The sequence below is a fragment of the Methanosalsum zhilinae DSM 4017 genome (assembly GCF_000217995.1).
GTDB lineage: Archaea > Halobacteriota > Methanosarcinia > Methanosarcinales > Methanosarcinaceae > Methanosalsum > Methanosalsum zhilinae.
Genome location: NC_015676.1, coordinates 2085979 through 2099888 on the forward strand (window position 1 = coordinate 2085979; position 13910 = coordinate 2099888).

Below are 13910 nucleotides of genomic sequence, written 5' to 3' on the forward strand. Positions count from 1 at the left end.
TATGAACATCTGTGTATTTAAACAGTTTTTGATGAAATTATTTTAATGGGTCAACAACAGATGTATCCTCGGCAATTATACGCCCCGTATAAGTATCAATTATTCGCAAGGTTATGTAACTGCCTTCTTTGAATGCATAATTGTTCCTTGTGTCGGTATTTCCATCCACGGTAACTATAACACTTGAAGCATCAGTGCCATTTATACTATCATCACCACAAAGAATCAGATATTCACCTGTTGAAAAGAACCCATCGTTTAGGGCTCCATTCCTTGATCCATATTTGGAGAGTTTATTCTCAGGAGCAAGATTGCGATACTTTACCACAACATCACCATCCACACGATATGTATGCGGCACGATACCTATATGACTGCGTCCCCTGCCCTGTATGACAATTGATGTAGATCCAGTATCCAGTGACTCTCCTCCTCTATGTTCGATAACTATCCTGTTTCTTGCATAGGATATCAAATGTGCAGAGCCTCCTTCGGCATGCTTGATACCAATGTTTACTACAGGAGAAGATGTTAATGATGTAGACATTACCCTGGAATCATCATACTGAAGTGTAGCTACAGTCACACCACTTACCAGAACTATAAGGAAAACCATTATCACAGAACCGATCACTGGAGAAACTGCCAGATCGTCCCAGAATACTGTATTAATTTTTTTATGATTCATATGCTGAAATCAGACTGCAACTATATTAAACATTTGAAATAAAATTATTAATTTGGGAATATTATTTATTAGGTTTCCTCAGCCAGCATTTAGTCTTTGAACTCCGATAGGTTTTTATTTGATTTGCGATAGTAATAGAATTGACTTGATAGACAGAATCAAGATCAACAACAAATAGGAGAATATAAACATGGTAGCAATAGTTGACCCAGATGAATGTCTTGGATGCGGACCTTGTGTCGATGCATGCCCTGTCGATGCGATTACAATTAATGACGACGACCTTGCAATTATTGACCCAGATCTGTGCACAGATTGTGGGGAATGTGTCGATGCATGCCCAACTGAGGCAATCTCAATGGAATAAATAAATTTTATTCCTTTTTTAATTTTTCAATTAACTTAATTTAATTTTATTAGAGGTCATTATAATGACAGAGAAAATAAGAGCAGGAATACTGGGAGCTACAGGTGCAGTTGGACAGCGTTTTGTTCAGGCACTGGCAGACCACCCCTGGTTTGAACTCACTTCCCTTGCTGCATCTGAGCGCAGTGCTGGCAAAACATACAGCCAGGCATCAAACTGGAAACTGGATGTACCGCTTCCAGAGAATGTGGCAGATATTGAGGTAGTTCCTGTTGATCCAGCAAAAGTAGATGCAGATATCGTATTTTCAGCACTTCCTTCAGATCATGCAAAGACTGTAGAGCCCGTTTTTGCAAAAAATGGATTTGCCGTTGCCAGCAATGCATCAGCATATCGAATGGGAGAGGATGTACCTCTGGTAATACCTGAGGTCAACGAGGACCATCTTGAAATGATAGAGATCCAGCAGGACAACCGCGGATGGGACGGATACATAATAACAAATCCAAACTGCTCAACCATTGTGATGACCGTTACCCTGAAACCACTGATGAAATTCGGACTCAGTTCTGTTAATGTAGCCACCATGCAGGCCATATCTGGTGCAGGATACAATGGAGTACCTTCAATGGCAATCCTGGACAATATCATACCCTACATCGGTTCAGAAGAAGATAAGATGGAAACTGAGCCCTGCAAGCTGCTGGGTGAATTTAATGGCAGTGAGATAGACTTTGCGGATATCAGTCTGAGTGCATCATGTCACAGGGTGCCAGTAATGGATGGCCATACAGAGGCCATATGGGCTACAATGGACGAAAATCCTGCACCTGAAGACGTTAAAAGAGCGTTTTTTGACTTTGATCCGAAGATAGACGACCTTCCAAGTAAGCCTGATAAATCAATAGTTGTTCGGGAAGAGCCTGATCGCCCCCAGCCCAGGCTGGACAGAAATATGGGTAATGGCATGAGTGTGAGTGTAGGAAGGATTCGTGAGGGTATCAGATATATTGCAATGGGACACAATACCATTAGAGGAGCAGCCGGGGCAAGTGTCCTGAATGCTGAACTACTCTGTAAAAAAGGAAAAATCTAAGTCCATAGAGGGAGTTCAATGAGGAAAGCCATCCTGTTCTCCTGCATACTCCTCCTCTCTATTCTATATGCATGTTGTTCTCCTGCTTCTTCTGCTAATTCAGTGTTTGAAGCTGATATTGTATCTATTGAAGAATTGCAGCAAAACCCAACAAGATATGACAGTACAACTGCATACCGCAGGATAAGTATTGTCAGTAACATCAATGAAATTAGCACACATTCTGTGTATGTTGGCGATGAATCATATTCCCTTAAAATCGACCCCACAAGAAGGGATATGCTTCTGGGTTTTGAGAAAGGGGACGAAGTTAAGATGACCGGACATTTCATATACCGACCACTTGATGAGGATATGTTCCTGCCGAAGTATGTAATGCACCACCCTGTAGAACATGTTGCAGATGTGCAGATAGAAGATGTACTGAAACATCCGGAAAACTTCAATGGAAAATACCTTAGAATAAAAGGAAATCTTACAGATATCAGAGAATATTCAACCAACTATATTATTTATATAACAGATACCGAATCTGAAGAAAGGATCAAAGTTGTCTTTCATGGAGTTACCATACTGGAGCCAGGTACACTGGTGGAAGCTGAAGGATTGTTCAATGAAAATACGCTCCATAGTGAGCAGGTAAAAAAATACAGGGATCCACTCTCAATAAATACCGTATTGCCAGGATTTTCATCCCCTGCAGCAATTGTGGCTCTGGTTCTTTCAGGGATAGCTTTAATGCTTAAGAAACATAGGGACTGAGGATTATCATGCTAGTTGTAATATCTATTGGAGGATCAATACTTGCCAGGGATTTGAACCCTGAAAGATTTGCACAGTATGCAGACGCCCTTGAAAGAATTTCCCAGGAACATGAGGTAGTGGTGGTAACAGGAGGAGGGGCTGCTGCCAGAGAATATATTAAAGCTGCAAGGGAGATCGGTGCAAACGAGGTGGTATGCGATTATGTAGGAATAGAGATTACCCGCCTTAATGCTCATCTGCTGATAGCATCACTAGGAAAAGAGGCATATCCACAGCCACCCAGTACATATAGGGAAGCAGAGAATGCACTTTCTTCCGGAAAAATAGTTGTCATGGGAGGTGTGATCCCCGGCCAGACCACTGATGCGGTATCTGCCATTCTTGCAGAATATCTGGGGGCTGATCTGCTTGTAATTGCCACCTCTGTGGACGGAGTATATTCAAGTGATCCTGGAACAGATCCTGGTGCTGTCAGGTTTGAAAAAATGACTGCAAAAGAACTGATAGAGGTGGTCATGTCCGTAGAGATGAAGGCAGGATCAAAATCCCCTGTAGACCCCCTGGCAGCAAAAATGATTGAGAGATGTAATATAGAAACTATTGTGATGGATGCAAAGGATCCCCGGAACCTGATAGACGTGATTTTCCAGAGAAATCTGAAAACGGAACCATTGGATCGTATCCAGAAAGGGACCATTATCATAGGGTGAAAGTGATACTAGTCTGATGACTGCTATTACATACGGTATTCCTCTCTCAGCTACTCCTTCCTCACGGAAAGATACCCTTGCTCTAAAAGTTGAAAAAGAGAGATCAATTATCATTTTTCAAAAATCAGACCTTACCTGAGATCAGCCAGTTTCCATCCAAGATGCTCTTTTATGATGGTATATGCCATTCCCGGGGGAATTGCTCCGATCTCGGTTATTATAAGATCAATATATTCAGCTGGTGTAAAGTCAAATGCCGGATTTTTTACAGTTACATTTTCCATATCTTTTAGTACCCCAGGATCAATGACCTCATCTTTTGATCGTTCTTCAATATCAATCAGCTGACCCAGTATTGTATCTGGACTGAACTTATAGGTCTCTGCAGCAACTAAAAAATTGACCCTTGCCTCATGGGCCATGAGTGCAATCTGGGACGTCCCGATCTTGTTCACAAGAGTACCGTTAACAGCAATAGCATCTGCACCCACTATTACAATATCCACATCCTTTATGACAGACCGGACTGCAGAATCAACAATAAGAGTGGCAGGAATGCCATAATCATTCAATTCCTTTATTGTCAGAAGACCCTGTTTTCTTGGCCGGGATTCGGTTGCAATTACAGATATATTCTTACCCTGATCAAAGGCCTTTTTTATGGCAGCCAGTGCGGCATGGGAATTGCAGTGTGTCAATACTACATCCGAGTCCCTTATCCTGCGGGCGCCAATCTCACCAATTCTACCAAGGGCTTCCTGTGCCTGCTTAATAAAATTTTCAGCATTTTCAATAATTTCAGCCCTGGATTCCTCCACTGAGCCGGATGAATGCGAACTGGCAATTCTCACTGCATTTGGTAGTGAAACTGCCGTTGGACGGGTGTTTATCAGGACATCTGCTGCTTCCTGAATCTTTCTGCTGAACTCTTCCATCGAATCTGCCTGCAATTCAGCAGCATAGTCTCTTATAGCAGATGCTGCAGCAACTGCGATTCTTCCTGCACCCCTTATCTCCATGGTCTGGATCTTCTCTGCAGTATCAAATATTCTTCTATGCATGTATCCAGTATAAGGGCTCCAAAAATTTATAGATAACCGATCATCCATTATGGAACTGAATATATTTAATACCAGCAAAGATAAAACTAGTTTGATAAAATAAGCAATATTCAAAATGAGTAAGGTAATGGATTTTAAGGCACCTTAATTTTGATCAGCTTCCCGACACCCCCGGTGAACCCCACTATTTGTCACCTGTCGGACCAATCATAATTGGTGTCCCAGCACTGTCAATCGCAGAAACCTTCAGTGGTTCATGAGTTTTTACGCCCAAATTTGCGAATGACGAACCTTTTCCATTACCAAATAGTAATATGTATTAAGTTGTATTAAAAGCTGTTGATTGATATGTACATATCTTAATAATTGATCTAGTGGAATGCACAAAATATTATACCAATACAGTTTAGAATAATATATGATAGCAATGGACAGTTGATAGTTTAATGATATGCCTGCCATAGAAGAGACCGTTTTGCAGCAGGCATACACTCAAAATCAAAGTGAGCGGGATGGGGAACGGGGTAGTACAAAAAGTCGTGCTCACTTTGATACTTACAAACATTAAGATTTGTTGAGCATATATATATAGTACATGGAAACAGATTATCAAAATATGAGGACAAATATATTAAAAATCGCCTGCATAAAGCATGTACACATAATAAATACCATACTCACAAATATTTAGTAGAGGATCATCATGGCAACCATAGCTTCAATCAATCCTGCAACAGAAGAAATATACAAAGAATTTGAGATGTTCAGTACAGATCACACATCCAGATGCATAGAAAAGGCTACCTGTGCATTCAAGGAATGGAGAAATACAGACATTGTACTCAGATCTGAACATCTCAGCAACACAGCCCGGGTACTGAGAAAAGGAAAGAATGAACTTGCATCTGTTATCACAGAAGAGATGGGCAAGCCTATCAAACAATCAGTTCGAGAAATTGAGAAATGTGCATCTACCTTTGAATATTTTGCAAATGAAGCAGAGAATCTCCTACAGCCCATTGAGCATGGAGCGGGTGCAAAAAAATCATATATAAGGCCTGAGCCTCTGGGACCCCTTCTCTGTATCAAGCCATGGAATTTTCCTTTCTGGCAGGTGCTCAGTTTTGCATCGTATGCACTGATGAGTGCAAACGTGGTTCTGTTAAAGCATTCAAGTTATGTACCCATGTGTGCACAGAAGATAGAGGATGTATTTCTGGATGCAGGAGTGCCTGAGGGAGTATTTCAAACCCTTATGATCGATGGAAAATGTGCATCTTCCCTCATAGGCCGGGATGAAATCAGAGGAGTTTCATTTACTGGAAGCACGCTCACAGGTGAGAAAGTTGCTGAAAAAGCAGGACGACATATGAAAAAAGCAGTTCTTGAACTTGGAGGAAGCGATCCATTCATTGTGCTTGAAGGCTCAGATATTGAAATGGCTGCAAGTACCGCTGCATCTGCCAGGTTTCTCAACTGTGGCCAGGTCTGCATATCAGCCAAAAGAATAATTGTCCAGGAGAGCATAGCAGACGATTTTATTCCTCTTTTTGCAGAACACACAGAAAAAATGAAAATTGGAGATCCAATGGACAGCAGTACAGATATTGGACCACTTGCATCCAAACAGCAGGTTGAGACACTGGATGTGCAGGTCAATGATGCACTTGACCATGGTGCAAATGTAGTGCTTGAAGGTGGAAAGATGGACGGAGATGGATATTTCTATTCACCTGTAATCCTTACAGACATTACCAGGGATATGAAGGTGTACAGGGAAGAAACATTCGGACCGGTGGCTCCCATCATCACAGTAAATGACGAATCTGAGGCCATACAGACTGCAAATGATAGTGATTTTGGTCTGGGTGCAACCCTCTGGTGCAGTGATGATGAAAAGGCAATGAAGCTGGCGGGTGAAATAGAGTCGGGAATGGTAGGAATTAACGGCTTTTTCAGACCAGAGCCTTCAATGCCATTTGGAGGGACCAAGAAGAGCGGAATTGGCCGGGAATTATCCAGCTTTGGCATGTATGAATTCATGAATCTCAAATCAGTGAAGCTGTACTGAGTTTCTCCCTGATGGACCAGCAATAGTTCTAAGAGCACTGCTGCCGATCATTAAGAACACTTATATTGGACTGCTCAATGTCGACCCTCTCCTGATAGATTATGGCCGGGGAATAGGACTTACAAAATGGCAGATTAATCGATATATCAAGCTTCCCAATGCATATCCTGCGATATTTGCCGGAATAAAGTTTTCAGCGATACTGGCAAACAGCATTGCAGTACTTACCGCCCTTATAGGCAGTGGAGGGCTTGGAGAGATCATATTTGAAGGACTTATCGGATACAATACACAGATGGTTGTTGCAGGTGCAGTACCTGCAGTTGTGCTTGCAATATTTATAGACCATTCATTTACCCTTCTTGAGAGAAAACTGACCCCACAGAATATCAAATATCTTGATACCGGCTGAAAAGGTTATTACCATTAAAGGAATATCTCAGCAATATTCAGGGTCCTAATATGAAAAAAATGGAACAGATAATAGCAGAAACAGTGTCATCAGATATGGCACACCTCATCCCTGCAAGATTTGATGTGCTGGGAGATATTGCAGTTGTCCAGATACCACCTGATATTGGACCATACAAAAGAGCTATTGCAGAAGCTATAGTTGAAAATCGCAGGGACATCAATGTTGTACTGAACAAGATTACAAAACTTACCGGTGACAGCAGAACAGCGTCTTTTGAATGTCTGCTTGGAAACAGGTTCACAACTGATTACCGTGAGTATGGATATGTATACAGGATCGACCTGGCAAATGCATTTTTTAACAGCCGTCTATCCTATGAAAGACAGAGAATACAATCTCAGGTAAAGACAGATGAGATGGTCGTTGTACCTTTTAGTGGGGTGGGTCCTTTTGCTATACCTGCTGCAAAAAAAGCAACTGTGGTTGCAGTTGATAGTAATCACAGAGCCTGCAGACTTTTGAAATACAATTCCAGGATAAACAGTGTTGAAGATAATTTATCAATTGTACATTCCGATGCATGCTCTATCAGAAGCATGTTCTCTCAGGATTTTGACAGGGCAATAGTGCCTGCACCCTATGGAATGGATCGATTCCTGAAAATAATTTCCGATTGCATCAAAAAGGGAGGTATGATACATTTCTATACATTTAAAAAGGAGCATCAGATACCGGAACTGATACACACATATCACCGGTCAGGGCTGGATGTCCGATTTTACAGGCGGTGCGGGAATGTAGCACCAGGTGTTAGCCGCTGGGCACTTGATCTGATAAAAACATAGTTCACTGTGTGACGGCAAGAGTTATTAGTATACAAACAGGATAGGGATTGAGAGAATATTGCGGATTGATCATTTTTACGATACAATGACAGAATCAAAACTGAAGAATAGGAAGATCACAATTATATGTTCTGCAGGTGACCCGGCAAGCCAGAACATTATGAAGGGCCTGCTTTCAATGTATAACTGGAATCAGATTGACAGGAAGATCGATGGTTTTAGCAAAGTATTTGAACACGGGAATTTCAGGATCGTGGAGATTGAATCCCATCATATCTACCAGGACGGAATTGATCGCAAGCTTATCTCCTTTGGGCTGGATCCTCTAATGATAATCTTTGCTTCAAGACACAGCAGCAGAGATGGAAGAAAACTGCTTACAGCCCATATCAGCGGAAATACAGCAGAGGCTGAACTTGGTGGCAGATCCCGGGAAGTTGCAATGGCCGCACCTGTTGCCATGAGAAATATCCTGAGATCCATGAGGGAACTCAGTAAAGAGATTGATTACGATGTCTCAATGGAATCCACACATCATGGACCAACTGACATCTGCACACCTTCCCTGTATGCAGAGATTGGGAGCACCAGCATCCAGTGGACAGATCCTGTTGCAGGTAGGATAGTAGCCAGTTCTATCCTGTCTCTGGACAATCCATTACAGGAGGAAGTACCTGTTGCAATTGGATTTGGAGGAGGGCATTATTCAGCCAGGCAGTCCATGCTCATATTCAATGCAGATATAGCATTTGGACATAGTTTCCCAAACTACCAGCTATCTGGAATGGATGCTGAGATCATACAGCATGCAATTGAAAGAACAGATCCTGACTTTGCCTATTTTGACAGGAAAGCAATGCCTTCAGAAGAAAGAAGCAGAATAGAAAAAATAATCAACCAGCTCGGTCTTGAGGTGATCAGGGAAAGTGAGATCCAGCAGATAAAGGGGATTTCCTGGAGTACATATTCAGAGATTCGCAGTACGGTGAACAGGATATATCCAGGTGCCACACCTGTGATCAGCAGATGCCTTCAGGAATTCCTGTCATCATCAAAGTGTACATGTAACACCAGTATCCGATCTACAGAACTCAGCAGAGACCTCATCCAGGAAGTAGATTCTGTTGACAGGAATTGTTTAAAGGATTTTTTTGAAGAATACCCGCTGATATATGCAGAGAAGACCGATGGTACACTGGCAAATCGTATTTTCAGTATTCAAGGTGATGGCATTCTACAGGATGCAGCCGGGAAATATATAGATAAATGCATTCAAATACTAAAAAAACATTATGAAATTGAATATAATTTCGATGATAATATATTATACATTAAAAAGAATAGGTTCAGTCCGCAACTTGCCAGAGAACAGGGCGTATCTCCAGGTCCAATGTTCGGGAAACTGGCAAACGGTCAAAATGTCAGAATAAATGGAAAAACTATAAAACCCGAAATGGTTTATCAATCTTATAAAAAGGAAATTAAACTGTAGAATAGCCAGCCTAGCAAAAACTATATATGTCATTCTAATGGGAGGATAATATTATGAAGTCCATTGTAGAAGAAGCATTGGCACGGTCCGCACAGGAGAGGAATTATACCTTGGACGATGAAGAGGCCGATATCAATGCAGAACTTGAAAAGATGTTACATGAACTGCAGACGTCAATAAAAGTCATAGGATGTGGCGGTGGCGGTTCAAACAGCATCCAGCGAATGAAAGATGAAGGAATAAGGGGTGCTGAGCTTATTGCACTCAATACCGATGCACAGCACCTGCTCAATGTCACAGCTGACAGGAAGATCCTCATTGGAAAAAAGAAAACAAGAGGACTTGGAGCAGGCAGTCTTCCCCAGATCGGAGAAGATGCGGCCCTAGAGAGTGTGGATGAGCTGCGCAAGGTTGTAACTGGAGATATGGTGTTCATTACCACCGGTCTTGGTGGAGGAACAGGTACCGGATCTGCACCAATTGTTGCAGACGCTGCAAGGGATGCAGGGGCCCTCACAATTGCAGTTGTGACCCTGCCCTTTGGTGTAGAGGGACATGTGAGGCGTACCAATGCAGAAGCAGGGCTGGAAAGATTAAGAGAGGTTGCAGATACTGTAATTGTCGTTCCAAATGATAAGCTTCTGGAAGTTGTTCCAAGACTTCCATTGCAAGCCGCTTTCAAGGTCTCTGATGAGGTACTTATGAGGGCTGTCAAGGGAATCACTGAACTTATTACAAAGCCAGGTCTTGTAAATCTGGATTTTGCTGATGTGAGAACTGTTATGCAAAACGGCGGTGTTGCAATGATCGGACTTGGTGAAGCAGATGGTGAGAACAAGGCAGCCGAATCCGTTCAAAAGGCATTGAGAAGTCCATTGCTCGATGTGGACATCTCAGGTGCAACCTCTGCACTGGTAAATGTGATCGGCGGTCCTGATATGACAATTGCAGAAGCTGAGACTGTTGTTCAGGAAGTGTACAGCCGTATTGATCCAAGTGCCAGACTCATATGGGGAGCACAGGTGGATCCGGAACTTGATCAGACAGTACGTACAATGATCGTGGTAACCGGTGTGAAATCACCACAGATATATGGAGAGGGAAGTGCCAAGAACGTTACCAGAAGATATGGTATAGATTTCGTTAAATAAATCTTACCACCATCTTTTTGCAGAATAATATCTTTTGCATTCCTTTGATCGAAAAGTATTTTATAGGTAAAGTCGTTTAGATGGCTCTATAATTATGTACCACTCTGAAGAAGGTTGTGGGAACAGGACTGTCATATACGTATAAATAAAAATTATAACTGGTTGTGAAAACATTGGCAAACGGTACATTCCAATCTGATAAATCAAAGAAGGGTATAATCCAGAGCTTGAAAACATATCTCAGGGTGCTAAAGCTTACAAAAAAGCCATCCAGAGAAGAATTTCTGATGATCTCAAAGATTGCAGCTATTGGTATCCTAGTTGTTGGTACAATAGGATTTATAATCTATCTACTGCTTACAGAATTTCCAAAGTTGGTGTAACTAAATGGCATCAGAGGATGAGGAATCCGCAATATTTGTAGTTAAGACTACAGCAAATCAGGAACGTTCAGTTGCAGTCATGTTAACACAGATTGCGAAAAAGGACAGACTGGATATACGTTCAATTCTGGCTCCTGATGAACTTAAAGGATACATATTGATCGAATCTCCCAGGGCAAGTATTGTGGAACAGGCTATACAGACAGTACCCCATGCCAGATCTATTGTGAAGGGACAGTCCAGTCTGGATGAGATCATGCATTTCCTCACACCAAAGCCAACTGTGACCGGAATAACTGAGGGAGCGATCATTGAGATTACCTCTGGTCCTTTCAAAGGTGAAAAGGCCCGGGTAAAACGTGTTGATGAAGGACATGAAGAAATCACTGTGGAGCTGTTTGATGCTGTGGTGCCAATTCCTATAACAATCAGAGGAGATACTGTAAGGGTACTTAAAAAGGAAGAACAGTCCTGAAACAATATCAATAATTAATAAATAATCAATTCAAACAAATGGTGATATTTAATGGCAAGTGTTGTGGAAGCATTAGTAGCTGGTGGAAAGGCAAATCCTGGTCCACCTCTTGGTCCGGCCCTTGGTCCACTGGGAGTAAACATCAAGGATGTTGTCGATAAGATAAATGAAGCTACCAGAGACTATAATGGAATGCAGGTTCCGGTAAAGATCATTGTAGATGAGAAAAAGAATTTTGAGATTGAAGTTGGAACCCCTCCAACATCTGCACTCCTGATGAAAGAAGCAGGTGTTGAAAAGGGAACCGGAGAATCGGGAACAAATGTGATAGGTGATCTTAAAATCGAACAGATCTCAAAAGTTGCCCGTATGAAAAGGAACGATATACTCTCATATTCACTTAAATCGGCAGCAAAAGAAATAATTGGAAGCTGTGTGCCACTGGGAATCACCGTGGAGGGACTTTCCCCCAGAGAGTGCCAGAAAGCTATCGATGAAGGACAGTTCGATGAGCGTTTTGATTCAGAAGAATGGTAAAGCGCACTTTTGAACTGAAAAACTTCATTTTAACCGATAGCTTTAAAACTAATTGATTCTCTATTGGAGTGCCTGTAGAGAGGCATACTTCTCTACAAAAATCAACCGTAGGAGGCAATAGCCGTAATGGGTTTTTACTCCGGAAACTACGGGAGGAATTGAATGGTAGATAATAGTATAGTAGAAGCCGTTAACAAATTACTTGAAGAATCCAAACCTAGAGGCTTTGAGGAAAGTGTTGACCTGGCAATAAATCTAAAGAACCTGGATTTGAGTCAACCAAAAAACCGGATTGACGAAGAAATAATACTTCCAAACGGTCTTGGCAAGGAGCGCAAGGTTGCAATCTTTGCAAAAGGAGACGTTGCACTCAAAGCAAAGAATGCAGGTGCAGATTATATATTCTCTGAAGAGGATATCAAAGATCTGGCTTCGGATAAATCAAGGGCAAGGGGGCTTGCAAATGAATGTGATTTCTTTATTGCAGAAGCCCAGTACATGCCAATGATAGGTAAATCGCTTGGTACCGTCCTTGGTCCCAGGGGTAAAATGCCGATTCCGTTCACAGGTGACAGAGATATTGCCAGTGTGATCAACACCCTGAAGAACTCTATACGTATAAGATCTAAGGACAAGCTTACTTTTCATGTTTCAGTTGGAAGAAGGAATCTCGGAACAGATGAACTGGCCGAGAATATTGAAACAGTTGTCCACAGGATAGAAAATGCTCTTGAAAAGGGTAAGCAGAATCTTAAATCGATACACGTAACAACCACTATGGGTTCATCCGTGAGGGTGGTATGATGGAAGAAACACTACATCACACAGAACATGTCCCTCAGTGGAAGAAGGAAGAAATTGAAAATATCAAGGAGCTCATCCGATCATATCCACTGTTTGCAGTCGCCGGAATCGGAGGAATACCTGCAAAACAGTTCCAGATCATGAGAAGGGAACTTAAGGATACAGCAGTTATCAAGGTATCCAGAAATACCCTCATCGAAAGAGCACTAAACCAGGCAGATGAGAATATAGGTCAGATGAATGAGTTCGTTGAACTTCAGACTGCACTGATGTTTACAAATGAAAATCCTTTCAAGCTATACAAGCTGCTGGAGCAGAGTAAAACACCATCTCCTATAAAAGCAGGTACAGTTGCTCCAAAAGATATTAGTGTAGAAAAGGGTCCAACCAGTTTCCCTCCTGGCCCAATACTTGGTGATCTGCAGAGTGTAGGTATTCCTGCTGCTATAGAACAGGGAAAGGTCGTTATCAAGGAGAACAAGGTTGTTGCCAAAAAGGGGGAAACAGTTTCTCAGAAACTTGCAGCAATGCTTGCAAGACTGGAAATATACCCACTTGAAGTTGGTGTGGATCTTAGAGCAGTCTATGAGAACGGATCCATATTTACACCGGATGTACTTTCAATTGATGAAGAACAGTATTTCCAGGATATTACAACTGCTTTCCAGAAAGCATTCAACCTTTCATTCAACGCAGCCTATCCAACTGCAGCCAACATCAATGTCCTTATCTCAACTGCAGTATCCAGATCACGCAATGTTGGTGTATTTGCAGGTGTGCTTGAACCTGAGATTATGGGCAGTTTACTGGGTAAAGCATATTCCCAGATGCTCTCACTTGCATCTGCAGCATCAGCTAAAGATGAAAGTGTGCTGGATGAAAAACTGAAGGAAGCGCTTGGAGCTGCAGTATCTGCCGCAACAGCCGCTCCACAGGAAACTACAGAAAGCACAGAACAGGAAACTGAAGAGGAAGAAGAGGAAGAGGAATCCGAGGAAGGCGGTATGGCTGGACTTGGTGCACTATTTGGATAAAAACTAGAACATAATA

Annotated in this window: 16 protein-coding genes; 14 read left to right on the forward strand and 2 right to left on the reverse strand. The window is 42.0% G+C overall.

Annotated elements, in window-relative coordinates; translation table 11 throughout:
• Positions 1–37 precede the first annotated feature (37 nt).
• Positions 38–688 carry a type IV pilin N-terminal domain-containing protein gene (locus MZHIL_RS09920; protein WP_013899243.1) on the reverse strand — a complete coding sequence of 217 codons (651 nt, stop codon included), beginning with the start codon at positions 686–688 and terminating at the stop codon, positions 38–40.
• 190 nt (positions 689–878) lie between these two features.
• Between MZHIL_RS09920 and MZHIL_RS09925 the strand changes: the two genes are divergently transcribed.
• From MZHIL_RS09925 to pyrH, 4 genes are all read left to right on the forward strand, one after another.
• Positions 879–1055, forward strand: coding sequence for a 4Fe-4S binding protein (locus MZHIL_RS09925; protein ID WP_013899244.1), 177 nt, complete (start codon positions 879–881; stop codon positions 1053–1055).
• A gap of 64 nt (positions 1056–1119) precedes the next feature.
• A complete protein-coding gene (gene asd / locus MZHIL_RS09930; protein ID WP_013899245.1) occupies positions 1120–2151 on the forward strand; it encodes an aspartate-semialdehyde dehydrogenase in 1032 nt (343 codons plus the stop codon).
• Between the two features lie 18 nt (positions 2152–2169).
• Positions 2170–2913: a hypothetical protein gene (locus MZHIL_RS09935; protein ID WP_013899246.1), complete on the forward strand. Its 744-nt coding sequence runs from the start codon at positions 2170–2172 to the stop codon at positions 2911–2913.
• Between the two features lie 8 nt (positions 2914–2921).
• A complete protein-coding gene (gene pyrH / locus MZHIL_RS09940) occupies positions 2922–3626 on the forward strand; it encodes a UMP kinase (RefSeq protein ID WP_013899247.1) in 705 nt (234 codons plus the stop codon).
• A 131-nt stretch (positions 3627–3757) separates the two neighbouring features.
• On the opposite strand, the gene MZHIL_RS09945 is transcribed toward pyrH, so the two are convergent.
• Positions 3758–4687, reverse strand: a complete 930-nt coding sequence (locus MZHIL_RS09945; protein WP_157209671.1) for a ribose 1,5-bisphosphate isomerase — start codon at positions 4685–4687, stop codon at positions 3758–3760.
• Between the two features lie 703 nt (positions 4688–5390).
• Here MZHIL_RS09945 and MZHIL_RS09950 point away from each other — a divergent pair.
• The 10 genes from MZHIL_RS09950 to MZHIL_RS09995 all read left to right on the forward strand — a co-directional run bounded on the left by MZHIL_RS09950 (position 5391) and on the right by MZHIL_RS09995 (position 13894).
• Positions 5391–6758: an NAD-dependent succinate-semialdehyde dehydrogenase gene (locus tag MZHIL_RS09950; protein ID WP_013899249.1), complete on the forward strand. Its 1368-nt coding sequence runs from the start codon at positions 5391–5393 to the stop codon at positions 6756–6758.
• Between the two features lie 22 nt (positions 6759–6780).
• Positions 6781–7170, forward strand: a complete 390-nt coding sequence (locus MZHIL_RS09955; protein WP_083812359.1) for an ABC transporter permease subunit — start codon at positions 6781–6783, stop codon at positions 7168–7170.
• Between the two features lie 50 nt (positions 7171–7220).
• On the forward strand, positions 7221–8018 hold the full coding sequence (locus tag MZHIL_RS09960) for a class I SAM-dependent methyltransferase (protein WP_013899250.1): 798 nt from the start codon (positions 7221–7223) through the stop codon (positions 8016–8018).
• An 85-nt stretch (positions 8019–8103) separates the two neighbouring features.
• Complete coding sequence (locus MZHIL_RS10410) at positions 8104–9510, forward strand: D-aminoacyl-tRNA deacylase (RefSeq protein ID WP_083812362.1); 1407 nt, start codon at positions 8104–8106, stop codon at positions 9508–9510.
• Between the two features lie 53 nt (positions 9511–9563).
• Entirely contained in the window at positions 9564–10661 is a 1098-nt protein-coding gene (gene ftsZ, locus MZHIL_RS09970; RefSeq protein ID WP_013899252.1) for a cell division protein FtsZ, read from the forward strand.
• Between the two features lie 173 nt (positions 10662–10834).
• Positions 10835–11044, forward strand: a complete 210-nt coding sequence (locus MZHIL_RS09975) for a protein translocase SEC61 complex subunit gamma (RefSeq protein WP_013899253.1) — start codon at positions 10835–10837, stop codon at positions 11042–11044.
• A 4-nt stretch (positions 11045–11048) separates the two neighbouring features.
• Positions 11049–11519, forward strand: coding sequence for a transcription elongation factor Spt5 (locus MZHIL_RS09980; RefSeq protein WP_013899254.1), 471 nt, complete (start codon positions 11049–11051; stop codon positions 11517–11519).
• A gap of 51 nt (positions 11520–11570) precedes the next feature.
• Complete coding sequence (locus MZHIL_RS09985) at positions 11571–12056, forward strand: 50S ribosomal protein L11 (protein ID WP_013899255.1); 486 nt, start codon at positions 11571–11573, stop codon at positions 12054–12056.
• A gap of 162 nt (positions 12057–12218) precedes the next feature.
• Positions 12219–12860 carry a 50S ribosomal protein L1 gene (locus MZHIL_RS09990; RefSeq protein ID WP_013899256.1) on the forward strand — a complete coding sequence of 214 codons (642 nt, stop codon included), beginning with the start codon at positions 12219–12221 and terminating at the stop codon, positions 12858–12860.
• Entirely contained in the window at positions 12860–13894 is a 1035-nt protein-coding gene (locus tag MZHIL_RS09995) for a 50S ribosomal protein L10 (RefSeq protein ID WP_048815725.1), read from the forward strand. Before MZHIL_RS09990 ends, MZHIL_RS09995 begins: the two co-directional genes overlap by 1 nt.
• Positions 13895–13910: the final 16 nt, after the last annotated feature.

What these genes read in the sequence shown, in the direction of transcription:
- MZHIL_RS09960 (WP_013899250.1), top strand. Translation starts at nt 7,221, where the DNA reads ATGAAAAAAATGGAACAGATAATAGCAGAAACAGTGTCATCAGATATG.
- MZHIL_RS09950 (WP_013899249.1), top strand. Translation starts at nt 5,391, where the DNA reads ATGGCAACCATAGCTTCAATCAATCCTGCAACAGAAGAAATATACAAA.
- MZHIL_RS09990 (WP_013899256.1), top strand. Translation starts at nt 12,219, where the DNA reads ATGGTAGATAATAGTATAGTAGAAGCCGTTAACAAATTACTTGAAGAA.
- MZHIL_RS09925 (WP_013899244.1), top strand. Translation starts at nt 879, where the DNA reads ATGGTAGCAATAGTTGACCCAGATGAATGTCTTGGATGCGGACCTTGT.
- MZHIL_RS09980 (WP_013899254.1), top strand. Translation starts at nt 11,049, where the DNA reads ATGGCATCAGAGGATGAGGAATCCGCAATATTTGTAGTTAAGACTACA.
- asd (WP_013899245.1), top strand. Translation starts at nt 1,120, where the DNA reads ATGACAGAGAAAATAAGAGCAGGAATACTGGGAGCTACAGGTGCAGTT.
- MZHIL_RS09920 (WP_013899243.1), bottom strand. Translation starts at nt 688, where the DNA reads ATGAATCATAAAAAAATTAATACAGTATTCTGGGACGATCTGGCAGTT.
- pyrH (WP_013899247.1), top strand. Translation starts at nt 2,922, where the DNA reads ATGCTAGTTGTAATATCTATTGGAGGATCAATACTTGCCAGGGATTTG.
- MZHIL_RS10410 (WP_083812362.1), top strand. Translation starts at nt 8,104, where the DNA reads ATGACAGAATCAAAACTGAAGAATAGGAAGATCACAATTATATGTTCT.
- MZHIL_RS09995 (WP_048815725.1), top strand. Translation starts at nt 12,860, where the DNA reads ATGGAAGAAACACTACATCACACAGAACATGTCCCTCAGTGGAAGAAG.
- MZHIL_RS09935 (WP_013899246.1), top strand. Translation starts at nt 2,170, where the DNA reads ATGAGGAAAGCCATCCTGTTCTCCTGCATACTCCTCCTCTCTATTCTA.
- ftsZ (WP_013899252.1), top strand. Translation starts at nt 9,564, where the DNA reads ATGAAGTCCATTGTAGAAGAAGCATTGGCACGGTCCGCACAGGAGAGG.
- MZHIL_RS09945 (WP_157209671.1), bottom strand. Translation starts at nt 4,687, where the DNA reads ATGCATAGAAGAATATTTGATACTGCAGAGAAGATCCAGACCATGGAG.
- MZHIL_RS09985 (WP_013899255.1), top strand. Translation starts at nt 11,571, where the DNA reads ATGGCAAGTGTTGTGGAAGCATTAGTAGCTGGTGGAAAGGCAAATCCT.